Genomic DNA, 25,023 nt, shown 5'->3' with positions numbered 1-25,023 from the left:
CTGCTCCGTTCTTGCCGCATCTCTGAATCGCGGGCCGCTTACACGCGGTCGAGACGGTGGACGCAGGGCGGCAAGAGCGGATCCGCGTTGGCCGCGTACCGCCGAACGACGAGGTGGGCGAGCAGGAACAACACGAGGAAACCGGCACCGTACCTGAAACGCTGGCTCGACCGGCACGCCGTGCCCCGCATTCATCGGCATCCACGCCACCAGCGTGATGCCCGTCGCGCAGAGAATGAGGATCAGCTCCATCCGACGCGCGCCCTGAACCGGTGTCCGCCCCCTCCTCGGCCCTTCGGGAACGACCGAACTCCTCAGCGGATGCGTCATGTCCGCAAGTATCCCGGTTCCTGCACCCCCGTCTCGGACGGCGCTAGGCTCGATTAGTCTCGCCCGGGCTGGCGCTGGCTAGCGCGCCCGGGTTCGATCACCTCAATCGAGGAGGGCCGATGTCGCACGACCGGGTCACGGCCAATGCGCTGCTCGACGCGCTGCGCGGCGAGCTGTCGGCGGTGGAACAGTCGATCCGCTCGCACCACTTGCTGGAGGCGCTCGCCGCCGGCCGCGTTCCCCATGATCGCCTGCGGGCGTTCGCGGGCGAGCAGTATGCGATCGTCTCTAGTGACCGGCGCAGCTTCGCGTTCCTCGCCGGGCGCTTTCCCGAGCCTCCCGCCGGCGACCTGTTCCTAAACCTCGCCGCTGGCGAGGGTCAGGCGCTCGCCAGGCTGCTGGACTTCGCCGCCTGGCTGGCCCTTGACGAGGCGGCGCTGCGCAGCCACGAGCCAAACCCCCAAGCGCAGGTCTACCCGGCGTTCGTCGCGTGGCTGGCGCTCAATGGGTCGCGTGCCGACGTCGCGTTGGCATTTCTGGCCAACCTCGCCGCCTGGGGCGCGAACTGTGGCGGCGTGGCACGGGCGCTGCGCGAACGCTACGGCGCCGGCGAGGCCGACCTCGCGTTCTTTGCGTTCTTCGCCGAGCCGCCACCGGGCTTGGAGGATCGAATGCTCGCGGTCCTCCAGTCGGGGCTGGACGCGGGCGACACGGCCATACGCGCCCGGCGCTGCGCCCGCCTGCTGCAGTCCTACGAGCTGCTTTTCTGGGACAGCGTCGCGCAGGGGATCGTCTGATGGCGACCAGATCGCGTCGGTCGCGTGCTCGTTGAACATCATTGACGATTGACGGACCCCAGCGCGGTCGAGTTGAAGGTCGGGCGGTTCGAACCGGAGTACGTCGGCAAGCTCGGGTTCTACGTGTCCTGGGTGGACGACAACCTGCCCCTCCTCACCCGGCGCGACCACACAGCGCGGGACGGTCACCCTCGCTTCGGTGACACGGGTCGGCGAATTGCGCTGTCACATAACGCCGAACGGAGGATTCCGACACCGGGCACTGTCACGTTGTTGAACGCTGCGAACTGGGAGAATGTGGCGTGACCACCCCATGCCGTCGTACAAAGGCCACCGCTACCCGGTCGAGATCATCAACCACTGCGTGTGGTTGTACTTCCGGTTCCCGCTCAGCTTCCGCGAGGTCGAGGAGATGATGCTCGAACGCGGTGTCCAGGTCAGCTACGAGACGATCCGGCGGTGGTGCGCCAAGTTCGGGCAGGCCTACGCGACCCAGCTGCGCCAACGGCGGGCGCGGCCCGGCGACAAATGGCACCTCGACGAGGTCTTCATCCGCATCAACGGCACCCAGCACTACCTGTGGCGCGCGGTCGACCGGACGGCACCGTGCTCGACGTGCTGGTCCAGTCCCGCCGAAACGCGAAGGCGGCCACGAAGTTCTTCCGCAAGCTGCTCAAGGGGCTGCGATACGTGCCGCGGGTGATCATCTGACGAGGCTCGAGAAGATTGGATCTGGCGCACTTTCCGTTTGCGCCGTGAGGCGCTGTGATTCGAGTGGAGGTGAGAGACCTTCGCCGCTGGCCTGTCGTAGCAGGTCGGTGAAGCTGAGGGCAGCCTGATCCGGGTGATGCCGGGGAGGGTGGGAGCAGCCCTGACAACGCCGGGGCGTGGCCAGTACTGCCAGATGGTGCGGGTCCGGCAAGCGAGATGGAGAGGAGTACGCGAGGAACCAGCGTTGGTACGTCCCTCAATGCGACACCTGCTCGAACCTGGCGGATGGGGGCAGGAAGCGGTGCGCACCCACCGAAGTCGGTGGGGAACTCCTGGGTCGGTTTATGGAAGCCGATCGGGAGGCCACGAGGAAGGTCTACGGCGTACTCGTGGCGATGCCGCAGGGACACAGTTGGGCTCCTCCTTCGTCGAGCGAATCACAGTGAACACGGGAACCGCCCGTCATGGCTCCCGGCCTTGCGAGCAGCCGGCTCGCCGGGGCGGGATAGACGCATCGACCGTCGAACGCGTCGGGTGGGGCGGAGTCGCCGTAGTAGTCCGAGGCCGGGAAAGCCGGTCACATGGCGAAGGGCGGCAGCGGTTTCGAGAAAGGCGGAGACTGTAATGCCGAAAGATGCGCCACCGAACGGTGACGCCACGTCCGAGTTGGTCCCGACGGGACCGTCTCGGCGGGTATCGGAGATGCAGGCCAAGCTTCACCGTTGGGCGGCGGCCGACCCCGGCCGCCGGTTCGACGACCTGTTCAACCTTGTGCACGACCCGGCGACGCTGATCGGGGCGTTCGACCGGGTCGCGGGCAACCGCGGAGCGCAGACTCCCGGCGTGGACGGCAGGACTGTCGCCGACGTCGAGGATCAAGTCGGGACTCCAGGGTTCTTGAATGACCTACGAGCCAGCCTGAAGGACGGCTCGTTTCGGCCGTTACCGGTGCGGGAGAGATTGATTCCCAAGCCGGGTGGGTCGGGGAAGGTACGCCGCCTCGGGATACCGACGGTGACCGACCGGGTTGTTCAGGCCGCGCTCAAGTTGGTGCTGGAACCGATCTTCGAGGCCGACTTCGAGCCGGTCTCGTTTGGGTTCCGGCCCAACCGGCGGGCGCAGGATGCGATAGCCGAGATCCACTACTACGGCACCCGCGGCTACCGCTGGGTGCTGGATGCGGACATCGAGGCGTGCTTCGATCGGATCGAGCACGTCGCATTGATGGATCGTGTCCGGTTGCGGATCAAGGACAAGCGTGTCCTGGCGTTGGTCAAGGCGTTCCTGAAGGCGGGGGTTCTCACCGAACTCGGCGACCAACGGGACACGACGACCGGCACGCCCCAAGGTGGCATCCTGTCGCCGGTGTTGGCCAACATCGCGTTGAGTGTGCTCGACGAGCACGTGATGGCGTCGTGGAAGCCGGGCGGGACGATGTCCACCGAGGGCAAACGGGCGTACCGTCGCCGCAAGGGGTCACCGACGTGGCGGCTGGTCCGCTACGCCGACGACTTCGTCGTCCTCGTTCACGGAACCGAAGGCGACACCGAGGCGATGCGCGAACAGGTCGGCGAGGTCCTCGCACCGATGGGTCTGCGGCTTTCGCCGGAGAAAACCCGGGTGCGGCACCTCAGCGACGGGGTCGACTTCTTGGGATTCCACATCCGGTGGCGTCGCAAGCGAGGCTCGGACAAGTGGTTCGTCTACACCTTCATCGGCGACCGGCCCATCCGGTCGCTGAAGACGAAAGTCCGTGCCCTGACCCATCGGCAGTCGCAGCTGAGTTTGGAGTACGTGATCGTGCGGCTCAACCAGATTCTGCGCGGCTGGTCCAACTACTTCAAGCATGCCGTGGCCAAGGACCGGTTCACCGCGCTGCAACACTTTGTGTGGCAGCGGCTGATCCGGATGCTGCAAACACGGCATCGCTGGGGGTGGAACGATATTCGCCGCCGATACACCACCCGCAATGGGCGGTGGTTACCTATCACGGCGGCGGACGGGACCGCGTTGTTCGATATGGCCAGTGTGACGGTCACCCGTTACCGATGGCGCGGCAACACGATCCCCAACCGATGGACGACCCCACGGACAGCCTGACGACAGAGACCGTGGAGAGCCCGTTGCGTCGAGAGGCGCACGGCGGGTTCGGCGAGAGGTCCGGGGAAACGGGGCGGGAGCAATCCCATCACCGCGCCCCGGGCCTACTCAGCGAAGCCTCCGTCGTGGTTCATGATTCGAGGTGGATGACGCGTTTGCGGAGCAGGTCGAGGTTCGCTCGTCCGTACATCTGTCGTTTGAGCATTTTGATCCGGTTCACGTGTCCTTCGACTGGCCCGGAGTTGTGTTCGAGAGTCAGGCCGGCGGTGACCGCATCGAGGTCTCGACGCAGGCCGGTGGTGAAGGACCGCAGGGCGGGTGCGCCGGTGGCGTCGACATCGGCCATCCAGTCGGTGAGGTCGTGGCCGCGGCGCTCGGTCATGATCTCTGCGAATCCGCGAACGTGCCCGCGCAGGGTGGTCAGGGCGGGACTGCGTTCGAGGATCGCGTCGAGCCGGATTTCGTCCTTGTCGGTGAGGTTGTCGGGTCGGCAGGTCAGCCACCCGGTGACCTGCCGGACACGTGGTGCGGTTGGCTGTGTCGGGTGCATCCGCAGTGCATCTCGTAGCGGCTGAAGGAACCGTCGGACGGTCTTGTCGCTGCCGCGGTAGCCGCGTTCGGTGATCTCGCGGGTGAGGCGGGCACCGTCGGTGCAACCGGCGGCGAACCGTTCACGCAGGTAGGGCTCGAACCCGGTGATCAGGGTGCGACCTGCAGTCCGGGCGGTGGTCATCAATTCGTCGACGTCGGTGGCGCGGGCGAAGCGGCGCACCGTTCGGCGGTCGAGTCGCAGACGTCGGCCGATTTCGGTGATCGACATCCCTCGGGCGACGAGATCGTGGACTGCGGTGTGCCGTTCGCGGGTGCGGGTGGCCAACTTTCCCTGCGCGTCATATGTGTTGTCAACCGCTGCATTGCAATGGGTTTCGTTGTCGAGCTCGATCGCGCCGTCGTCGGCCGACCCGGCTGGTCTGGCCGGAGGGCTCCGTCAGATCCGTGAATTCCTCACCGGACCAGTAGTTTCCGCGCACATATTGCACGGCCCTTTCGACCCTGGGTTTGTCCTTCGGCGACCGTATCCGCGCCGGATCGGCGGTAGAACCCGGTGTGCTGGGCGTAGTCCAGCCGCGGGACAGCCGCGGGTTGACCGCGTCCGCGTCGGTCACCACCGGCTTCAGGTTGTCCGGGATGAGGACCTTGAAGACACCGCCGAAGAACGCCCACGCCGCCTCGCAGCCGGCGATCACCGCCGCCAGGGTCTGCGAGTACGTCAGCCACACGAACATGTGCCGCGAGTACACGGCGGTGAAGATCAGCGCGTGCACCTTGCGGCGCCGCCCGGTCTCCGGGTCGGTCAGGTAGCCGAGGTAGCCGAAGTCGATCTGGCATTCGCTGCCGGGATCGCCGTCGACGACGCGGACGATGGTGTCCTTGCGGCCGAAACCGCACCGCTCGGTGGCGAATCGGTGCAACGTCCGATACGGGACGAGGCAGCCCTGGCGGGCCAGCAGCGTTTCGATCTTGGTGATCGTCAGCGGCGGATGGTTCCCGTCACCGGCCACCCACGCGATGATCTGGTCCTCGAACCCCAGCAGCTGGTCCCAGGCGTGCCCGTGTCCGATCGGGCGGGCCGGGCGCACCGCCTCGATCACCGCGCCGATCAGCCCGTCGTCGAGGGCCTCGACCCCGTCGGTGCGCTGCAGCCCCGCGGCCTGGGCGGCCTCGACGTACCGGCGCGCGGTTTTGCGGTCCACCCCGCAGTGCGCCGCGATCGTGCGCAATCCGGGCGGCCGGGACCCGGGCACCCCGAGCCAGACCCGGAGCACTTCCTTGACTTCGTTCACGTTGACCTCCCGAAAAGCCATGCCCGTCCGCCTTCGTGACCGGGGATACCGACACGACGATCAAACGAGCCATTCGACGGGACCTCGGCGCGACGCGCCCGGTGGTCCCATGACTGGCAATCCGAGTGGTCCCATGAGGGTGGCAGAAATCAGGTCAGGACGGTCCCATGCTCATGGCAGGCGACATGCGGCACCAAGTCCTTCCGGTACAGGCACACCGCTACGGCACCCGGTGATTCACCGACATGCTCGAGTTCATCGCCCGATCCGACCCTCGACTGCTGTGTGCCGGAATGGGCTTCAGCGCTCCAGGATGCGTTTGATCGAGGCGAGCGTCGTGGGGATGCCCTCCCGGGCGGCCTGTTCACGCGCGGCGATCTCGCGTGGGGCCTCGGAGCCGAAGCGCTGATGGAAGAACTCCTGCCCTGCCGCGGTGAACTCCCAGGTCTCCGTCAACTCCGTGCCAGCGTCCGCGGGCTTCATGAGATAACCCCAGCGCACCAGGCCAGGGCCGACCGACCACGCAAACTCCCGGCCCGGGGCAGCGACGACAACCTCCGAGCGTGTCTCCCAGGTACGGTCCGGGGTCACGTTGCGGCCAGTGAAAAAGGCACCGACCTCCGGACCATGGTCCGGGTCCCACCAGCAATCCGCGCACACCGGCGACCACTCGCCGGTGCGGGTCACATCGGACACAAGCGCGTACACCTCCTGCGCAGTGGGGCGCACGAGGACGGACGACTGGAAGGTCAGAGACTTGGTCTGCACGGGCGCCATTCTGCCTTCCTCCGGTCCGAGGTTCCTCTTCGACTCTCCCAGCGCCGCCGTCCCTCGGGCGTCCGTCGGCGGCACAGTGAAAGGGTGCACCGGGTAAGGGCTGTCGGTGTCTCTCGTACCGGGCACTGACGCCGTTGCCGCGCTTTTCGCTCCCCTGATGCGCGGGGTGGCCAAGCCGGTCGTCCAGCCTGCCGACACGCCAGATCATAAGCGCGACAGCCCACACCCCCACGAACACCGCGACGAGGGCGAACCCGACACTCCCGAGGTCGAGCCCGGTGCCGCGCTCGTCGTCCCGGTCGCGCCCGCGCGGTCGCGACCCGCGCCGATGCCGGCCGATCGGCTGCCATCACGCCTCGAAGAACCTCGCCGACCAGTATCGGAGGGACCGATGAAGGAGGAGACCCCAGCCGCAAGGCCCTGCCCGGCAGCACCGGGCCCGACCGTCCGAGCCGGTGCCCGTGCGGTTCCCTTCCGAGCTGCTCGAGCAGATCCGCCGCGCCGCCGAGGCCGACGACCGCTCCGAGTCCGCGTGGCTGCGCCGGCCTGCCTGAATAAGGTGCCGGCCGGGGGATCCGGGCCCCGGTAACGGCGGTTATGTCCATGGTGTCCGGCATCACACCAGATTCGTGGAACGGAAATCCGTGCTGCTGACGTGTCAGTTGTATGACCATCACCACTATGACCGATGCAGCCGACATCGACGGGGACGAGGCGGAACCGACCATCGAGACGCGGGACATGGCCCTCGACCCGGAGGACGAGCGGGCCGACCCGGACATGTACCCGTGCATGTGGAACGCCTCCGCGGGCTTCCTGTTCAAGGCCGTCCTTCGTGCTCAGGATCCGACACCGCCCGAATACGTCACGGTCCCCCTCACCTGGCGCAGCGGCGAACCTCACCACCTGGAGGCCGCGGTCGCGGAGTGGAACATGCTGTGGGAGGCAGCCCAGTTCCGCAGGCGTATCGCGGCGGCAGGCGACGACCTGCCTCCGGCACTCGAACGGGTGGCCGACCGCGGCGACATCAACGTGGTGTTCGTTCCCCGCACCCGCACCCGCTACCACGAGTACTCGCCACTGTTCCACCTGCTTCCCCGGGGAACGGTCGAACGTCACGGCCTGCCCCTGCGGGCTCGTGGGCAGTGGCCGTTCCTGGCCGACTGGATCAGCCCGGACCGCTACCTCCCGAGCGATTTCGAGGCCCGGCTGTCACGCGCCTGGGCCGGCACGGTGTGGCGCACCTGATGCCGATGTCACCGATCCGGGGGTTCACCGGTACCGATCCGATCCGTCTGTTGGCACACAATCTCGACTACTGGATTCCTCCGGTGACGCTGGTGATCCAGGAGGTGCTGCGCGACTTCCCGGTCGTGGACAACGGTGCGCCCACGGGTCCGGCGGTGCTCGAGGACGGTTCCCTTCTCGAGGGGGCGATCCTGGGGAACCCGCGCATGGGTGGCGATCTGTGGCGCGGCGAGGAAGAGGCCACCGAGATCACGCGACTGGCTGTCGAGGCGGCCGATGCCGACGGGCGACTGCGAGGCATCCTCGACGCGGTCCGTTCGAACCGAGTCGAGGAGGACTTCTCCCCGTACTGGACCCGCGCCCGGGAGGACTTCGAACGGAAGCTCTACAGCAAACGAGCGAAGGTCAAGGTCACCTTCGTCGAGCTGCCCGACACCATCCCGGTGCAGGGTCCGGAAATCGAGATCCTGGACCGAACGGTGTACGGGGACTTCCTCACCCTGCTCAACGAACGCGATCGCGAGATCGTGGTCCTGCTCTACAGCGGCAGGACCACGCTGACCGAGGTCGCCGCCGAGATGGGGTACCGCAACCCCAGTGCGGTCTCGAAGCGGCTGAACAGGATTCGAGAGCAGGCCGCGCCAGTCTTCGATGTGGAATAGGACCATCCCCCGGACGATCAAGTCCACGCCCCTGAAATGATCAAAACCCCGGTGACATGCACTCGAGGTGCAGAGGCCGATCCGGGGTCTTCACTGAGTATCGTACAGGACTTCCACCGAGTTTCCGGAGTGAGATGCCCAACCGTTCCACCGCACTGGTCCAGAGCCTGACCACGCTGCTCACCCCCGAACGCCTGGCCCCGTACAAGGCCGCGGCCAGCGGCGACACCGACCGTGCGCTGGACCTCTACGAGTGGAACGGCCGGATCAGTGCCGCAGTGTTCGAAGACCTCGGCTACCTCGAGGTGGTACTGCGCAACGCCTGCCACCACCAGCTCCACATCTGGCACCAGGCCCGGGGCGGCTCCGACCCGTGGTACCTCGACCCGGTCTTCACCGCGGCATCGCAGGAGGACATCCGCAAGGCGCGCCAGCGGGCCACTCGGGCCGGGCGTACGGAGCTACCCGGCCGGGTCGTCGCGGAGTTGATGTTCGGGTTCTGGCGGTTCCTCCACGCCAGGAGCTACGAGGCGACGCTGTGGACGCCGTGCCTGCGGCTGGCTTTCCCGCATCTGCAGCCGAGACGCCGGCAGACCGTCTACACCCGACTCGACCACCTCAACACCCTGCGCAACCGCATCGCCCACCACGAACCCGTCCACGGGGTCCGGATCGCCGGCACCGGCCTGGACGTCGCCGGATTGCATGCCGAGATGCTCGAGGTGCTCGGGTGGATCGACCCGGTCGTCGAGAACTGGGTCCGAGCCCGCAGCGCCGTACCGGCGCTGTTGACCGATCGGCCCTGAACAAGGGAAGAGCACGGCGGCGCCGGTCACAGCAGTGCAGCGAAGACGTGGGATGCCGCCGGACCCGGCCGCCGCGACGCCGAGAAGGACCGCGGCCCCGAGTTCACCGTGCCCGTAGGAGGGCGCGCCGGCGCAGTCGAAATCGTCAAGCTCGGTGCCGATCTCGGCAACCAGGTCCCGGCACACCGCATCGACATACCCGTCGCGTTCGGCTCGCGTCCTCGTGCGGGGCTCCCCTTCCGTCGGCGATACCGGACCCACGGTGTCACCCCCCGACCGGGGACCGGGCGTGTTCCCCCCGCGACCGCGATCGAGACCACCGGGGCCGACACCGTTTCGAGCCCCGTCGCCTTTTCATCGCCGATAGGAGCTCTTACGAAGAATTCCCCGGCAGACGCGGCAGTTTCGAGCTACCGGATCGCGAGCCACCACGGTCCGGCGGGGCAGTGAACCTCACCGGGGCCCGCTGGTCCCCCTGGAACCGGCAGGGCGTGCTGTCGACCGCGCGCCATGTACCCCCTGAGTCATCGAAACGTGCCGATGGCCATCGGTCAGTCGGTCGGCTGACGGCGGATGAAGTCGTCCATTCCGGGCACCGTGAACCCGATCCGCCCGTGCTCCGGGGACCAGACGAGGCCCTTCTTGATCGCCGAGTCGCGCACATCGCTGACCGCAGTGGTCGTCAATCCCATTGCGGCGGCAACGGTTCCGGACCTCGGCGCAACCTCACCCGTTGCTGCGATTGCCCGCAGGTACCGGCGCTCCCGCTCGGTCGCCCGATTCCACCGGGAGGGAAAGAATCCGTCGTCAAGTGCACGGCGGCCCTCCTCGACCGCGAGGAGCGCGTCCTCCCCGGTGAACGGCGTCTCCGGGGCGACCGCCCAGATCGCCTTGCCGAACTCCTGCAGGAAGTACGGGTATCCCCCGCTGGCCTCGACGAGGATCTCCAGCGCCCCCGAGGTGAACTCTCCCCCGTGTCGTTCGACGGGGATCCGCAGCGCGTCCGCAGCGTCGGTGGGGCTCAGCGGTCCGACGGTGCTGTAGGCGAACTGCCGCTCGGCGTAGGAGCGGGTACCGGCGAGCACGGCGGGAAGGCTCGGCAGTCCGGCCCCGATGACGAAGAACGGCCACTCCCTCTGACTGGCGCGGTGCTGGACCGCGAGCAGTGCGCCGAGCAGGTCCGCGTCGAGGTCCTGCATCTCGTCGATGAACAGCCCGAACGCGGAGGCCCGCTTCTTCATCACCTCGCTGATCGCCTCGACCAGTTCCTCGAGGTCCAGGTCGAGGTCGCCGGTGGCCGCCTGCCGGCCGAGTGTCAATTCCACCTTCGCCGGTCCGACACCGACGCCGAGCGTGAACCCGCGGGCCAACTCGACGAGACCGTCGAGCGTCTTCTGCAGCTTGTGACGGCGGCTGAACCGCCGCAGTCCGGCGGCGAGTTCGTTGCCGAGCTTGGCGCGGACCGCCGCGACGCCCGCCTCGTTGGGGCGGGCCTCGATCCCGATGGTCAGCCATCCCCGATTCTCGGCGTGCTCGGCCAGGTTGTTGAGCAGCGTCGTCTTGCCGACGCCGCGGAGCCCGGAGAGCATCATGCCGCGGTCGTAGTTGCGGAGCTTGCTGCGGGTGACGAGGAGATCGAACTCTCGACGCTCGGCGTCGCGGCCCTCGAGTGCCGGCGGCCGCAGCCCCGACCCGGGCTTGAAGGGGTTCAACGCGGGGTCCATATCGGAAACCATAGACCTTTATGGCATGTTATGGATCAATTCCCATAATCATCCATAAACAGCCAGAAATCCCGATACCTCACGCACTCCCCCATCCCGGCCACCGTCCGCTACGCCGCCGACGTCGGACGCGCGCCCGCCACGATCAGTGTCCTGTCCAATCGACCGGTCGCATCTCCAGCCCTCCAACCAGCGGTGCGACAAATCGATCGAGACGGGCGTGCCGGCGTCTTCTCGATCGATCTACCGCATGTCGAATCCCGGCCTCGGCGGGCAAGACCCATCGGCACCGAACGTCCAGCCACCTGCCGACGGTCGAGGTCCGAGTCGTCGACGTGCAACCAACCGTCGACGAGGCGGTGCTGGTGGCGACGCTGGTCCGCGCCCTGGTCATGACAGCGGTCCGGTCCATCGACCGCGGCGACCGACCGCCGGACGTCCGGCTCGAGGTACTGCAGGCAGCGACCTGGCTCGCCGCCCGAGACGGCTTACGCGGCAACGGCATCGATCCGTGCACCGCCCGACCGGTCCCGGCACCCCGCCAACTGGAGATCCTGCTCGGTCACATCCGCGACTCACTCGACGAACTCGGCGAGTACCGCCGGGTCCACGCGATGGTGAACCAGCAGGTCGAGCACGGCAACGGCGCCATCTGGCAGCGCGGAACCCTCCAGGGGCGCCGGAACGCCGTCGAGGTGGTGCAGCTGGCGGCTCGGCGAACCCTGCAGGGATGACCGCCGCCACCGGGATGCGGCCGAGTTTCTTGATGTCGCAGAAAAGTAGATCAGCCGGACCCGCCCACCGACACCAGCAGCGGAACACCCACAAGTGGCGATCGTCGAGCGATCGCGTTCGCCGGCTACGCCCGGATCGCCACCCTCGGCGAGGAGGTGCTCAACCCGCGCCGCACCATCGGCCGGGCCGTCCCGCTCGCGCTCGGCTCCCTGCTCGCGTTGATCCTCGGGGTCTCGCGCACCACCCTGGCGATGGCGCGCGACGGCCACCTGCCCCGCGGCCTGGCCGCCCGTGCATCCGCGCTTCGGCGTGCCGCACCGTGCGGAGCTACTGGTGGGCGCGGTCGTCGCGGTGCTCGCCGCGGTCGCGGACCTGCGGCACGCGATCGGGTTCTCCTCGTTCGCCGTGCTCGCGTACTACCTGATCGCGAACTGCGCGGCACTGACGCTGACCCATGAGGAGGGCCGGGCGTGACCGGGCGTCCTCATCCTCGGTGCGCTCGGTTGCGTGGCGCTGGCGTTCGCGCTGCCGCTCGCCTCCGTGCTGGCGGGCTCGGCCATGCTCGCGGCGGGCGCGCTGGCGTACGCGGCCCGGCGGCCTACGATCGCCACGTGACCCGCACGGAAGGGGGCGCCCCCCGGCCGGGAGGCGCCCCCTTCTCAGCGTTCGTGCGTCAGAGGTTGACGTTGATCGCGAAGCTGAAGAGGTCGCCGCCGAACAGGGCGAAGTCGTTATGCCACCGGGTGGCGAATCGAATGAGGTGGCACCGTCCCGCGTATCAGAGCGAGTTCGTCGATCGTGACGGGTCGATAAGACGACGCAGGCAGCCGTCCGATCAGCTCGCTCACGGCGTCCGTCAGCCGGTCCACACGAGCAGACAGGAACGCCCACTCATGTTCGTCGGAGCCGTAATAGATGACCGTGCCGAAGGTTTCGATGAACCGCAGCCAGCCGCGCCGCAGAGTGTCGTTGCGCCAGACCGTCGGACAGCCAATCTGGCAGGCGAGCACACCGCCGTCGGCGAGCACCTCGGCGCAGCGCAGTAGGAAATCCTTGCCGTACAAGCGGTTGTGCTGCGCTTCCGGATCATCGTTCTCGTCCGGGAGGTCGATCACCACCACGTCGTACCGCCGCCCGGCCGCGGCCGCCTCGGCGAGGAATTCCCAGCCGTCGCGGTAGTGGATGCGAACCGGTCCGTCTCCCCGGTCAGCGGCCTTGAGCTCGGGAGCCGAGTATCCGTACGGAAGATATGTGGCGCAGGCCTGCACAGCGGCCTTGTCGATGTCTACGTGATCGACCGACTCCGCCCCCGCGGCGACGGCGATCTGGCTGACCACACCTTCGCTGGACCCGATGACCAGCACCCGACGGACCTGCTCGGCAAGCAGAAGCGCGGGCACCAGCAAGGCCTCGTGATAGATCAGCTGGGTCGCCTCCGTGCTCTGGCGTTCGTCGTCGCAGAACAGCGACACACCCTGCTCGGTGCGTCCAATCACGACGTGTTGGAAATCGGTGTCCGCCTCGTGCAGCACCTCGGACAATTCCCACGTCCTGGTGAGCCCGGCTCCGACGGATTCGGTGAGTCGGCGAACCGTCGCCGGACCGCGTGGGATCGCCCGGTGGCCAGAGACCTCGGCGCCGAGCGCATCTGCGAACAGGCGCACCGCGAGTTCCGGGTCTGCGCTCGGGCCACAGGTGAAGACGTCGACGAATGCCGAACCCAATTCCGGATACGTGTGCACCGACGCGTGCGACTCGGCGAGCAACGCGAGCACGGTCACTCCCTGCGGCTCGAAGCGGTGCTCGATCACCTCGCACACGGTCGCCCCGGCAGCGGACAGCGCCGCACGCAGCGTGTCCCGCAGGAACTGCGGATCGTCCAGCCGGGCCGGCGCGATCCCGTGCAACTCCGCCACCACGTGAGTGCCGGCGAATTCCACGGCATTGTGCTGGTCAGGCGACATCAGTGAGCTCTCCACCGACCAGACAGTACGTGCGCAGCGGCGGAATGCCATTGAAGGCCACCGACGAGTAGCTGGCCGTGTATGCGCCCGATCCGAGAATGTCGAGCTGCTCCCCGGCCTGGAGATCGAGCGGCAGCCGATAGGGCGTGTGCTGATAGAGCACATCGTCACCGTCGCACGTCGGGCCCGCGAGGATGACCGGACCTTCGGCGCCACCGTGCTCGGCCACCGTCTCGAACCCGTACGCGATGTACTCGTTCTCGGTTTCGGCCAGACCGTTGTAGCGGCCGATGTCGAGGTACACCCAGCGGTGCCGGTCGGTCGCCGATTTCCTGGCCACCAGGATCACCTCGGTTCTGATCAAACCGGCATCCGCGACGAGAGCGCGGCCGGGTTCCATCACCACCTCGGGTTGTCGCCCCGGGAAGTGCGACTGCAGCGAACGCTGTACTGCCTCGGCGTAATCGGTGAGCGAAGGGGCAGATCCGGAGTACGCCAGGCCGAAGCCGCCGCCGATGTTCAGCCTGCGTAGGAGGATGCCCTCCGCCGCGAGCTCCGTGAACAGCTTCGCCGCCGTCGCGATACACACATCCCAGGCGGACAGGTCCAGTTGCTGGGAGCCGACATGGAAGCTCAGGCCGGCGGTGTCCAGGCCCAGGCCGGCAGCCCGCCGGAGCAGGTCCATCGCGACGTCGGGCTCGCAGCCGAACTTCCGCCCGAACGGCGTCACCGATGGCGGACCGTCGACCAGGAGCCGGACACAGACCTGCGCTCCGGGGGCGAACTCGGCCAGGTTGTCGACATCACCCTCTGAGTCGGTGATGAACTCGCGGACGCCACGCGCGTGGGCATGCGCGATATCGGCAGGCTTCTTGATCGTGTTCCCGTAGGACAGCGCTGTCGGCGCAGCACCCTGGGCGATGCACAGATCGATCTCGGCCGGGCTTGCCACGTCGAACCCGGCGCCATGTGCGGCCAACGCCCGGATCACTACGGGTTCGGGGTTCGCCTTGACGGCGTAACACAGCCTCGCATCGGGGAACTCGCCCTGAAACTCACGCAGACGAGCGACGATCGCGTCGATGTCGACGACGAGGCATGGTGTCGGTGGCGCATGCGTGGTCAGGAACTGCCTGATCCGGGATTGCGCGTCACTCACCCGACCATGATCGCAGGCCCTCGACGAACCTTCGCCCTGAGCGAAACCCCTCACCACCGGGAACACGACCCCATCCCGAGAAGGTGAGCTACACACGCTCAACTTCAGAAGGGCAGGGTCATGACAGCAACCGAACGTCTCCCAGTGCTGTTCGTCGCGGAACCGGTGGTGCTGCCGGGAATGGTCGCCCCCGTCGAACTAGCGGGACACTCCGAGCTCGCGAGTGACGGCCGCCTTCGCGGTTTGAAAGTTCAGTTGCGGTCGACACCGCCGTCAGAGGTCGACCATGCATATCCACGTCCACTGCATCGGGCTCACCCTCGACGAGTTCCACCCGCGGCTGCGCCCGAGCACCTGGACGGCCCTTGGTACACATTCGAGCGCAACTCGTAGGCCACAGACTGAACCGCCCCAGGTTTCCGTGCCGCTCCTAACGGGCTGCAGCTCGGTCGTGAGGGCAGCATTGTGGGCGTGTTCGTACTCGATCGGGGTGGCGGGCGAGCATGTGCAGGCCCTTGTACTGGTTGCCGTCGAGGTAGGACTGTTCGGCCTCGATGACCGTCCAGCCGCGGCCGGTCAACCGGTCGGCCATCGTACGGGCGGTGTAGACGACCTGGTCGGGGGATGAGATCGCGGTGTAGCGGACGACGTCGGTGATCTTCTCGGCGATCTGTAAGACACAACCGCGCGCCTGCGCTCCGGTGAGCCGGATGCTCTGGGCGCGCTCAGCGCGCCGTCGGCGCCAGCGGAAGACTGGCGATCAGAGTCCCTGACGGCCTACTTCGTCTCGTTCGGATGGCTCGTGTGCACCTGCTCGAGGAACACCGTGCGCTCCTGGACGTAAAACCATATGCGCGCGGTACCCTTCGCAGTCGGCTTGTGCTGCCAACGCTGGTGACTCGTGCCGCCGCGTGAGATCACCCCGAGCTCACCCTTGAGCCGATAGTTCGTCAGCGTCGTGGCCAGGGGTGTCCGCGTCAGGAAGTCCCAGGTCTCCGTCATCGGGTTGCGGATGGTCGCGACGAGGTCCTGCCAGCCTTTACACGCATCCGAGGTCGCAAACCGGATCTCGTACTCACTCTTCCTCGGAGGCCGGGGAACCAGCTCGCCCTTCTTCGCGGCCACCACGATCAGGGACGCTCCACGCTCTCGTCTTCGTCGAGCCATTCGACATCGGCGCCGCCAAGCCCCGCCGCCACAGCCGTGGCCGTCTCCTTCCACGACGTCAGCTCGGCGATCGCCAGATGCGGCTGGTCGGTGGAGAACGAGGCGCGCGCGGCATCGACGAGGTCCTGGGCGCAGGACTCCCGATCCGCCGGCGACAGCGCAAGCATCCAGGGGAAGGCCCTGCTCATACGCTCGGCGAGGGAACCAGTGTCGTCGAGGGTGACCGTGATGAGCTGGGCGGCGAAGTTCAGCAAACGAGAACGACCCTCTGCCTCGCGCTGCGACATCAACACCAGCGCCTCACCATCGCGCCGGGTCACCGTCACGGGATGATCCTCGGCCTCGGCGAAGACCTCGGCAGAGTGCTTGCTCAGGTCCGAGGAACGCCGGGTCGTCATGGCTGCGATGGTCATGCAACCATGATATTCGGAACATATTCGGAAGTCCAGGGGGTCTCCGGCACGTTGCCGGTGTCACCGACGTTCCTGTCGGCCCGGGTGCCGGTCATGACGATCCCGCCGGCAGTGGTTCGCCGGCTTGTGCCGTGCTGGTCCATCCAGTGCCGCAAGGTGCCGCGCTCGACACCTGATATGTAGAGAATTTTGTCAAGAAGCCATGGTGAGGCGCCGCCGGGGAGCTACCCCGACGGCGCCTCGTTGCTTCCTCGGCGAATCCCGTGTGGTGAGCGTGTCGATGAGCGACGCGCGGTCAGACGGGGGTCCCTCCCTACACGAAGTGCTTGGGGGCATATACGCGGGTTGGCTACCGCAGGACGGGGTTTCGGCTGGATCGGGTTCCGCTTGTCTAGAGTCGAGCGTCGACCCTCGTGGGTCTGCTCATAGGTGTGTCGCGGGTCGATCCACGCGCTGCCACCACGTGACTTCGGGGAGGAAGCAGACTGGGTGGCGATCAGTCGTCCATGACCGCCAGCGACCAGCACCAGCCTGCGAGCTCTCGGGCGATCGCCACGTTCGCGATGGTCGGCCGCTTGCGGCGTTCGAGGAACCCCACCCACCGGTGGTGCAGGCGGCGGTTGCCCTGATCTCCCCGGGCCCGTGCGGCTGCCGGCGCCTGGTCCCACCGTGAGCGCATCACCGCCCCGACGCGATACCGCGGCCGGTGGTGCCAGGCCGCTTCGACCAGCAGTCGGCGCGCGTGGGTGTTGCCGGTCTTGGTGATCGCACCCAGCACCCGTGACGAACCGGACGAGTACTCCGAGGGAACCAATCAACCGACAAACGAGCCGATGGTGTTGCCGGTGAACCGATCCCAGTCACCGATCTCCACCGCCAGCGCGAACCCGGTCAAGGTGCTGACACGCCTCAGGCACGAGACCCTCCGCACGATCGGGGTGAACTCGCTGTCGGCGGCCATGTCCTCGATCGCCGCATCGAGGCGCCCGCGTCGGGCCTGCATCGTGAGCACGTGGTCGTAGTCGGCGTCGAACGCCATCCGGGTCGCTTGTGAGGTCAGCTGCGGTGCGGCCTCGGTGCGTAGCCACCGGTCGTGCGCCCCGGTCCAGGCGGCGCCGCCGCAGTAGACGATGCCGTGGCGAAGCAGCAGCTTCGACAGCCGATGCCGGGCTCGCATCAGATCGCCGCGGCAGTCCTCGCGGGCACGGACCAGGTCACGGGCCGCGTCCTGATCCACGGTCGGGATCGACACCGCGCAGATCTCGTCGAGCCGGAGTAGCCGGGCCAGGTGCAGGGCGTCGCGGGCGTCGGTCTTGACCCGGTCACCGGATGGTTTCTGCAGCTTGGACGGTGCGACGACCTCACACCGAACCCCGGCGGCGGTCAATGCCCGGCACAACCCGAACCCGGCATTCACAGGCCGCACCGCGAATACGGGCTTCACGAGGTGGACCAATCGCCCGCACGAGCCGACGGAGGCAAGGAGGTCAAGTCCCGTGAGGTGGTGTCCAACGTCATCGCGTGATTCCTCGCGGGTGACGGCTGCGCCGTCAAGGCTGGTGTCACCTCCTCGCTGCTCAAACTTGCCAGGAGGTGCTTCTGCCGCCGGTCGCAGAGCCCGCGATCACGCCGCAACTGACAACACCCCTTCCGTAGCGGCGCATCCTGGATTCCATGGAGCTCGAGTTGGTGTACTTCGACGGTTGCCCGAACTGGCAAACCGCCCGCGAGCGCCTGGATGAGGCGCTCGCCGCGGTCGGAAGGCGCGACATTTCGGTTGCAAGCGGACATGCCAACCTCCCTGTAGGCGGACAGCTTCTTCCCTGCTGACGGACAGCTGATCTCCCTGTCCGCGGCCCGGGCCGGCGGTGTGTCGGTCCTGAATCAGACGTCCCTCCGGGGTATTGCTCGAGGTCTTCGACCACCAACGAGCGATTCCCAACCGGAGGGACGCATGAAGAAGTCTGACAGGGACATCATGGAAATTCTCGAAGCCTACGACGCCACCGGCAGCGCGCACTCGGCGGCGCAGCTGGCCGGGGTGGACCCGAAAACCATCCGCCGGTATGTCGCTGCCCGCGACGCCGGCGTCGCGCTGGCCGAACCGGCACGGCGGCCACGGATCATCGACGAGCACCTCCCGAAGATCGAGGAGTGGGTCGAGCGCAGCAAAGGCAAGGTCCGCGCCGACATCGTCCACCAGCGCCTCGTCGAGGTCGGGTTCGAGGGCACCGAGCGCACCACCCGCCGTGCGGTCGCCGAGGCGAAGGCGGCGTGGCAGGCCGGGCATCGGCGTACCTACCGGCCTTGGATCACCGAACCCGGCTTGTGGATGCAGTTCGACTGGGGCGCCGGCCCGGTGGTGCCGGGGCCGGGTGGGATCGTCCGGTCGACGCTGCTGTTCTGCGCGTGGCTGGCCTGGTCGCGGTTTCGTGTGGTGATTCCGGTGTGGGATCAGACGTTGCCGAGCCTGATCGCGTGCCTCGATGCCACGGTCCGGCGGTTCGGCGGGGCGCCCACGTATGCTTTGACCGACAATCCGCGCACGGTCACATCGACCACGTCGCCGGGGTGCCGGTGCGGCACCCGCAGATCGTCGAGGCCGCCCGGCACTACGGCATGGCTGTGCACACGTGTGTGCCCTTCGACCCCGAATCCAAAGGCGGCAGCGAAGCGACGGTGCGCATCGCCAAGGCCGATCTGGTGCCGACGGAGGCGAACCTGCTACCCGAGTACGCCTCGTTCGCCGATCTGGAGGCGGCGTGTGATCGGTTCTGCGTCAAGGTCAATGGACGTCGTCACCGGGAAGCCGCCCGCATCCCGGCCGAAGCGTTGGCCGACGAACGTGCCCGTCTGCACACCCTGCCCGCGGCCCCGCACACCCTCGCATTGGGGCAGACCCGGAGCGTCGGTACCGATCAGACGGTCCGGTTCGGGTCGGTGCGGTACTCGACCCCGCCGGGTCTGGTCGGCGCCGAGGTGTGGGTACGGGTTACCGGTGCCGACCTGGTTGTCGTCGCCGACCTGTCGGCGCTGCCCCGGGTCCCGGACTGGGCCGGTGACCGTCGAGGGTTGAGTGAGGTTGCACGGCATCGCCTTTCGACACCCGGGAGTCCGAGTATCGACCTGGCTCACTACCCCGATCACCCGCAGGATCCGCACGGGGCGCCACGGCCGCCGCAGCCGAAGGCTCGCAGCGTCGCAGAGGCCCGGTTTCTCGAGTTGGGGCCCGGTGCCCGTACGTGGCTGATCACCGCGTCTGCGGTCGGGGTGACCCGGATCCGGGCGAAGATGGCCACGGCGGTGGAGTTGGCCGCGTTCGTCGGCACCGACGCGGTCGACGCGGCGTTGGTGATCGCCGCCGAGGCGGGCCGGTTCGCCGACTCGGACCTGCCGGCGATCGTCGCCCACCACACGGACGCCACCGCGGGTGGTGAGGTGGTGGTGGCGGACGAGGCGCACTCGGTCCAGCCTGGCACCGGAGCCTGGGCCGGATTCGGCACCACCGCGGCGGGAGCGAACCCGTGAACCCCCACCCCGCGCCGGCGTTGCCGGACGAGCTGACCGCCGTCCTCAAACGGATGCGACTGCCCTACCTGCGTGCCGCCGCCCCGGAGGTCCTGGCCACCGCGAAAGCGCAGCGGTGGGATCCGACCGAGGTCCTCAAGGTGCTCCTCGATGAGGAGGTCCGCGGCCGTGACGAGGCGACGAAGGCGATGCGCCGCAAGAGCGCCGGACTACCGGCAGGGAAGACGTTTTCCTCGTGGCGCGAGGAGGATTCGTCGATCCCTGCCCCCACACAGGCGGCTTTGGCGACGCTCGAGTGGGTGCACCGCGCCGAGAACCTGGCGGTCAGCGGTCCGTCCGGTACCGGCAAGACCCACTTCGTGGAGGCGGTGGCGCATGCGGTGATCGACGCGGGGATGCGGGTGTCGTGGTTCACCCTTGAATCGTTGACCGCGGCGGTCGGACGTGCCGCGGTCGACGGGTCGATCGCCAAGACCATCACCAAGATCACCCGGGCCGAGTTGATCGTGGTCGACGACATTGGCATGCTCCCGTCCGGTCAGGCTGCTGCCGAGGCGTTCTATCGCCTCGTCGATGCTGCCTACGAACGGCGCAGCCTGGCGGTGACCAGCAATCTGCACCCGTCCGGGTTCGACACGATCATGCCCAAGACCCTGGCCACCGCCGCGGTCGACCGGCTGCTGCACCACGCCCATGTGGTGCTCACCGAAGGCACCTCACTGCGGTTGAGCGAGGCCACCGCCGGACGCGGGGTGGTGCCATTGACCTGACCGAACAGGGAGATCACATGACCGCGGACAGGGAGATCAGCTGTCCGCAGGCAGGGAGGTCACCTGTCCGCCCGCAGGGATGCCCACGTGTCCCTTGACATCGGTGCAGCTGCGTCAGATATCAACCATCGACGATGCGGAGGCCACAGCGTTCAGTGGATCCCCGACGGTGCTCATCGACGGCGCAGACCCGTTTGCCGAACCAGGTCCCGGGACAGGGCTCTCGTGCCGGGTGTACCGAACCCCCGCCGGGAGGGAGGGATCACCAACGGTCGCACAACTCGTGGCGGCGCTACGGCAAGCCGGCGTCTGACCGTCGTCGCCCATTTCCCGGCGGCGATCGGCCTGGCAATCGCCATATCGTCGTCATCTGCTGCCGTGGCTGCACACCTCCCTTCCGCGGCGTAGTGGTGGTGTCGTTCCTGAGGCAGACGAAGTTTGCGCTGGTATTCGTCTTCGCCGATCTCGTCGTGCGCCAACCGCAGACAGGACGGAAATGTCATCGTCCGGACTGGATATCACGACCTCCCGAAATTGTTGACATACCTGCCAGTCGCCCATGTGGCTCTGTCAACTCGATCTGGTTCTGTCCCACTTTCCGTGATGCTTCCTGAGTAGCTCAGTGGCTGAGGAGAATTCGTTTGCGGAGGAGGTCGAATCCGGCGCGTCCGTACATCTGTCGTTTGAGCATTTTGATCCGATTTACGTTTCCCTCGACAGCGCCGGAGTTGTAGGGCAGGGTAAGCCCGCCCCGGACGGCGGCGTGGTCGCGTTCGATTCCCCGGACGAATCGATGCAGGTGCGGCAGATCGTCCGACGAAACGGCAGCCGTCCAGGAGTCCAGACGGTCGCCGTGATGGCCGGTCAGCATCTCGGCGAACGACGTGACGTGCGCCGCAGTGGTCTCGAGATGCCGGCATCTGGCCAGCACTTGCTTGAGTCCGAGTTTCTCGGCGTCGGTGAGGTCGTCGGGATGGTGCAGCATCCACGAGGTGATGGTCCGAACTTTCGGGATTTTCGGTGTGGACGGTGGTGCGGCACCGATCTGACGGAATGGACGAAGGTAGTCGCGGACGGTGGCGTAGCTGCCGCAATAGCCCAAGGCCCGAATCTCGTCGAAGAGGGTGAGTGCCGTCGTGCATCCATCGTTCCATCGCCCGTGCAGGTGCTCGGTGAACTCGTCCAACACAGTGCGGCGTCCGGCCCGCGGTGTGGCCAGCAGTTCATCGACGCTGCCGGCACGGTAGTACCGGCGCACGGTTTCCTTGGCCAGCCCGAGCTCACGCTGGATCGGTTTGATCCCCTTACCCTGGGCCTTGAGCGCCGCGACAGCCTCGTAACGGCTCTTGATGCGGGCGACGAGGATGGATTCCTCTCGGCGCACAGTGTGCACCTGCTCGGCGGCCCGCCGGAGATCCTCCGTGGCGGTGAGCTCGACGAGGGGTTCGGGGTCGACTGCGGCATTGGCACGAAGGCAACCATGGTGGGCGGCAACGGTTTTCTCCACAGCCTCGGCCAGGTTGTGCCACAGGTGCCAACGGTCGGCAACCTCGATCGCCTCCGGGGCCCCGGTGCGCGCTCCTTCGGCGTACGCCCCGGCACGATCGCGGCACACCACGGTCGTGCCCGGATGCGCTCTCAGCCAGTCGGCGAAGGTGTCGGCTTTCCGGTCGGCGAGGACGTCGACGGGACGGTGGGTGGCCATGTCGATCAGGACGGTTCCATACCGGTGCCGTCGTCGCAGGGCGAAGTCGTCGACTCCGAGGACCTCCACCGCCCCCGCTGCCGGGTCCGGAAGCGCACGGACAAGGCGCAGCAGGGTGCTACGTCCGACATGCATTCCCAGTGCTGTCGCCAGTCGGACTCCGGCGCGGCCGGCCAGCGCCAGCCCGATCCTTTCGAGGATTCCCCGCAGCAGCGGGGTACGTCGTGCATACCGCATGGTCACACCATCGATCTGCTCAGCGAAGGCGCGGCGCTCGCAGTCGGCGGTCAGACACAGGAAGCGCCGCACCCGCAGCACCAGGCGACTCGGCCGATTTCCGATCGCCGTGTCGGCCAGTGTCCGTTCGTACCGGCTGTGCACCCGATCGGAGGAGTCCCCGCAAACCGGGCACAGCGCCGACGTCGACAACGACGACGCACGAACGCCGACCCCACCCGCGGTCACATCGATGGAGTCGATCGCGACACCCACCAGATGCGGGAGAAGAACGCGCAGGTCACAGCAGCTCTGAGAACACCAGCAGGATCATCTCCCGCGCATTCCATGTCTCACCGGAACGACACGCCGCCACGATGGACCATCACGGAAAGTGGGACAGAACCACTTCAGACTGCCAGAGCCACCCATGCCAACTCAACCCGGAACGGACAATCACGAGCTGCTGACTCCCACCCCGGTGCGACGGCGGCGGTCCCGTGGCGCCGGCGGCCGCGAACCGGACCCCCGTCAGCCTCGGTGACCGCGGTGTGAGATGTCGACATTCCCGCGCGCCGGGCGCGCTCGATCTCGTGGCGCGGATCCACCCCGGCCAGCTCGGCGATCGCGATCTTCACCCGCGCCCGCTCCTCCGCGCTGTACGGCCGGCCTGCGACTCACGCGCCTCTCACGCCTGACGCCACTTCGGCGACCCGGGCAGCGGCGCGCCGAGGACGGTGTCGGCGGCACGCTCGAGCAGGACGTCGATCTTCTCCGCGACCGCATCGGCAGCGTCGATGAATAGCATCCTGCGACACTCCCCTCGCGCCCATGCGCGCACTGTAGGACCAGGAACCAACAACCCCTCCCCGTGTCGAACCCGCTTCGCCCGTCTCGACAGAGGCCGCGCAGGAGGCGTAGCGGTCTCCGACAGCGCTCAGCGCCTGGCCGCCGCTGGCGGGCGCTCGCGCAGCGCCCCGTAGGCGAAGAAGTACCCCGGCAGCCGCGAGAGGCCGGGGGTCGCCATGATCCCCCGTACCACCAGCCGTGTCGGCCGTGACGCGTTCGCGTCGACAGATCCGTCGAGCACCGGCGAGATGACCTGCGCGTGCGCGATGCGCTGCAGCGCCTGAGTCGCTGCGGCGGTCGGCCAGCGGCGGCGTTGTACCCGGAGTAGGTCTCGCGACACGACCGTGCCCGCCCGCAGCGGAGTGGCGAGATGCCGGGCGGCGGCGACCGCGTCCTGGACGGCGAGGTTGATACCGATGCCGAGGATCGGCGACATGGCGTGTGCCGCGTCCCCGATGCACAGCAGCCCCGGCAGGTGCCACCGCCGCAGCCGGTCGAGCCGCACGTCCAGGAGTTGCACCTGATCCCAGGACTCCAGCGCGTGGACGCGGTCACCCAGCCACGGGGCGGTGTCCGCGAACTGGCACATGAACCGATCGAGCCCGGCGGCGCGCCGTTCGGCGTCCGTGCCCTTGGGGATCATGGCGCCGCACTGCCAGTAGTCGCCGCGGTCGATCATCGCGGTGAGGAAGCGGTCGCCCGCGTTGCCGACGAGTCCCTCCGGATCCTGCGGTAGCCGCGGCAGCCGGAACCACCAGGCATCCATCGGGCAGGGGAACCGCCGCAGCCGCAGTTCGGGAAGTTGTCGCGCGAGTGAGCCGCGGCCGTCGCAGGCCACGGTGAGATCAGCGCGGACCACGCCGGTGACGCCGTCCGACGTGCGGTACCGCACCCCGGTGACCCGTCCTTCCTCCCGGAGGAACGAAACCGCCTCGGTGTTCATCCGCAGATCGAAATCGGGTTCCCTTCCCCCCTCGTCCGCGAGCAGGTTCAGCAAGTCCCACTGGGGCACCATCGCGATGTACTTGTATTTGCCCGGCAGAGAGTCGAGTCGGCCGACGGTCAGCCGCTTCCCGCCGCGGCCGACGGGCAACTGGACCGTGTGCACGCGCCGTTGCGGCAGCCGTTCGAACCGCGCCGCGAGACCCAGGTCGTCCAGCAACGACAGCGTCGACGGGTGCACGGTGTCCCCGCGGAAGTCGCGGAGAAAGTCGCCGTGCTTCTCGAGAATCGTGACCGCCACCCCGCATCGCGCCAGCAGCAGCCCGAGCACCATCCCGGCCGGTCCGCCGCCCACTATGCAGCAGGTGGTCCGTTCCATCGGCACCTTTCCCATCCCGTCCAGTCTGCACTTGCGCGCACGAGGGCGCGAACGAACAGGTCCGGCCTCCCCACCGAAGAGCGAAGACCAGACCTCGATCGTTGTGCGGTTTCGACTCGGGCGCGACGCCACCGCTGCCGTCACGGTCGGGCGGGCGGCGGTGGCGCTGCCGGTTGCGAGCGCGGCGCCCCAAGCGC

Annotated in this window: 19 protein-coding genes and 5 pseudogenes; 13 read left to right on the top strand and 11 right to left on the bottom strand. The window is 67.7% G+C overall.

The window, feature by feature from the left end:
- Nucleotides 1–449 precede the first annotated feature (449 nt).
- From ABD951_RS02000 to ltrA, 4 genes and pseudogenes are all read left to right on the top strand, one after another.
- Nucleotides 450–1,127 carry a thiaminase II/PqqC family protein gene (locus ABD951_RS02000; RefSeq protein WP_345341519.1) on the top strand — a complete coding sequence of 226 codons (678 nt, stop codon included), beginning with the start codon at nt 450–452 and terminating at the stop codon, nt 1,125–1,127.
- A gap of 48 nt (nt 1,128–1,175) precedes the next feature.
- A complete protein-coding gene (locus tag ABD951_RS01995) occupies nt 1,176–1,433 on the top strand; it encodes a hypothetical protein (protein ID WP_345341529.1) in 258 nt (85 codons plus the stop codon).
- Nucleotides 1,423–1,835 (top strand): annotated as a pseudogene (locus ABD951_RS01990) (IS6 family transposase); the annotation flags it as partial. The gene ABD951_RS01995 and the pseudogene ABD951_RS01990, both read left to right, overlap by 11 nt.
- An 846-nt stretch (nt 1,836–2,681) precedes the next feature.
- Entirely contained in the window at nt 2,682–3,938 is a 1,257-nt protein-coding gene (gene ltrA / locus ABD951_RS01985; RefSeq protein WP_486374946.1) for a group II intron reverse transcriptase/maturase, read from the top strand.
- A gap of 130 nt (nt 3,939–4,068) precedes the next feature.
- Here the strand turns inward: ltrA and ABD951_RS01980 are convergent, their stop codons facing one another.
- The 3 genes and pseudogenes from ABD951_RS01980 to ABD951_RS01970 form a co-directional block, all read right to left on the bottom strand.
- The gene (locus ABD951_RS01980) at nt 4,069–4,758 is read right to left on the bottom strand and encodes a transposase (protein ID WP_345341517.1); all 690 of its coding nucleotides are present in this window, start codon (nt 4,756–4,758) and stop codon (nt 4,069–4,071) included.
- A gap of 163 nt (nt 4,759–4,921) precedes the next feature.
- Nucleotides 4,922–5,803 (bottom strand): annotated as a pseudogene (locus tag ABD951_RS01975) (transposase); the annotation flags it as partial.
- 279 nt (nt 5,804–6,082) lie between these two features.
- Nucleotides 6,083–6,559, bottom strand: a complete 477-nt coding sequence (locus ABD951_RS01970) for an SRPBCC family protein (RefSeq protein WP_345341515.1) — start codon at nt 6,557–6,559, stop codon at nt 6,083–6,085.
- A gap of 455 nt (nt 6,560–7,014) precedes the next feature.
- Between ABD951_RS01970 and ABD951_RS01965 the strand changes: the two genes are divergently transcribed.
- The 4 genes from ABD951_RS01965 (at nt 7,015) to ABD951_RS01950 (ending at nt 9,275) form a co-directional block, all read left to right on the top strand.
- A complete protein-coding gene (locus ABD951_RS01965) occupies nt 7,015–7,113 on the top strand; it encodes an Arc family DNA-binding protein (protein ID WP_345341513.1) in 99 nt (32 codons plus the stop codon).
- A 127-nt stretch (nt 7,114–7,240) separates the two neighbouring features.
- A complete protein-coding gene (locus tag ABD951_RS01960; RefSeq protein ID WP_345341511.1) occupies nt 7,241–7,807 on the top strand; it encodes a hypothetical protein in 567 nt (188 codons plus the stop codon).
- Nucleotides 7,808–7,857: 50 nt separating this feature from the next.
- Nucleotides 7,858–8,469 carry a sigma-70 RNA polymerase sigma factor region 4 domain-containing protein gene (locus tag ABD951_RS01955; protein ID WP_345341509.1) on the top strand — a complete coding sequence of 204 codons (612 nt, stop codon included), beginning with the start codon at nt 7,858–7,860 and terminating at the stop codon, nt 8,467–8,469.
- Nucleotides 8,470–8,603: 134 nt separating this feature from the next.
- On the top strand, nt 8,604–9,275 hold the full coding sequence (locus ABD951_RS01950) for a hypothetical protein (protein ID WP_345341507.1): 672 nt from the start codon (nt 8,604–8,606) through the stop codon (nt 9,273–9,275).
- A 551-nt stretch (nt 9,276–9,826) separates the two neighbouring features.
- On the opposite strand, the gene ABD951_RS01945 is transcribed toward ABD951_RS01950, so the two are convergent.
- Complete coding sequence (locus ABD951_RS01945; protein WP_345341505.1) at nt 9,827–10,999, bottom strand: ATP-binding protein; 1,173 nt, start codon at nt 10,997–10,999, stop codon at nt 9,827–9,829.
- Between the two features lie 20 nt (nt 11,000–11,019).
- Between ABD951_RS01945 and ABD951_RS28810 the strand changes: the two genes are divergently transcribed.
- Both ABD951_RS28810 and ABD951_RS01935 read left to right on the top strand, forming a co-directional pair.
- Complete coding sequence (locus tag ABD951_RS28810) at nt 11,020–11,733, top strand: carboxylate-amine ligase (protein ID WP_486374945.1); 714 nt, start codon at nt 11,020–11,022, stop codon at nt 11,731–11,733.
- 114 nt (nt 11,734–11,847) lie between these two features.
- Nucleotides 11,848–12,349 (top strand): annotated as a pseudogene (locus ABD951_RS01935) (amino acid permease); the annotation flags it as partial.
- Between the two features lie 116 nt (nt 12,350–12,465).
- On the opposite strand, the gene speD reads toward ABD951_RS01935, so the two are convergent.
- From speD to ABD951_RS01910, 5 genes and pseudogenes are all read right to left on the bottom strand, one after another.
- Nucleotides 12,466–13,749, bottom strand: coding sequence for an adenosylmethionine decarboxylase (gene speD, locus ABD951_RS01930; RefSeq protein WP_345341501.1), 1,284 nt, complete (start codon nt 13,747–13,749; stop codon nt 12,466–12,468).
- The gene (locus ABD951_RS01925; protein WP_345341499.1) at nt 13,688–14,923 is read right to left on the bottom strand and encodes a type III PLP-dependent enzyme; all 1,236 of its coding nucleotides are present in this window, start codon (nt 14,921–14,923) and stop codon (nt 13,688–13,690) included. The genes speD and ABD951_RS01925 overlap by 62 nt, the downstream gene beginning before the upstream one ends.
- Before the next feature lie 711 nt (nt 14,924–15,634).
- On the bottom strand, nt 15,635–16,024 hold the full coding sequence (locus tag ABD951_RS01920; protein ID WP_345341497.1) for a hypothetical protein: 390 nt from the start codon (nt 16,022–16,024) through the stop codon (nt 15,635–15,637).
- A complete protein-coding gene (locus tag ABD951_RS01915; protein WP_345341495.1) occupies nt 15,988–16,437 on the bottom strand; it encodes a prevent-host-death protein in 450 nt (149 codons plus the stop codon). The genes ABD951_RS01920 and ABD951_RS01915 overlap by 37 nt, the downstream gene beginning before the upstream one ends.
- A 496-nt stretch (nt 16,438–16,933) precedes the next feature.
- Nucleotides 16,934–17,845: pseudogene (locus ABD951_RS01910) on the bottom strand (IS110 family RNA-guided transposase); the annotation flags it as partial.
- Nucleotides 17,846–18,111: 266 nt separating this feature from the next.
- Here ABD951_RS01910 and ABD951_RS01905 point away from each other — a divergent pair.
- The 3 genes and pseudogenes from ABD951_RS01905 (at nt 18,112) to istB (ending at nt 20,735) form a co-directional block, all read left to right on the top strand.
- Complete coding sequence (locus ABD951_RS01905; protein ID WP_345341493.1) at nt 18,112–18,267, top strand: hypothetical protein; 156 nt, start codon at nt 18,112–18,114, stop codon at nt 18,265–18,267.
- Nucleotides 18,268–18,391: 124 nt separating this feature from the next.
- Nucleotides 18,392–19,965, top strand: a pseudogene (gene istA, locus ABD951_RS01900) (IS21 family transposase).
- Nucleotides 19,962–20,735: an IS21-like element helper ATPase IstB gene (gene istB, locus ABD951_RS01895; protein WP_345341491.1), complete on the top strand. Its 774-nt coding sequence runs from the start codon at nt 19,962–19,964 to the stop codon at nt 20,733–20,735. The pseudogene istA and the gene istB overlap by 4 nt, the downstream one beginning before the upstream one ends.
- Before the next feature lie 619 nt (nt 20,736–21,354).
- Here the strand turns inward: istB and ABD951_RS01890 are convergent.
- Nucleotides 21,355–22,932: an ISL3 family transposase gene (locus tag ABD951_RS01890; protein WP_345341489.1), complete on the bottom strand. Its 1,578-nt coding sequence runs from the start codon at nt 22,930–22,932 to the stop codon at nt 21,355–21,357.
- Nucleotides 22,933–23,593: 661 nt separating this feature from the next.
- A complete protein-coding gene (locus tag ABD951_RS01885; protein ID WP_345341487.1) occupies nt 23,594–24,826 on the bottom strand; it encodes an FAD-dependent oxidoreductase in 1,233 nt (410 codons plus the stop codon).
- Nucleotides 24,827–25,023 lie beyond the last annotated feature (197 nt).

It is taken from the genome of Rhodococcus olei, from assembly GCF_039540555.1.
GTDB lineage: Bacteria > Actinomycetota > Actinomycetes > Mycobacteriales > Mycobacteriaceae > Rhodococcus_G > Rhodococcus_G olei.
This window is presented reverse-complemented; position numbering and strand designations above follow the sequence as displayed.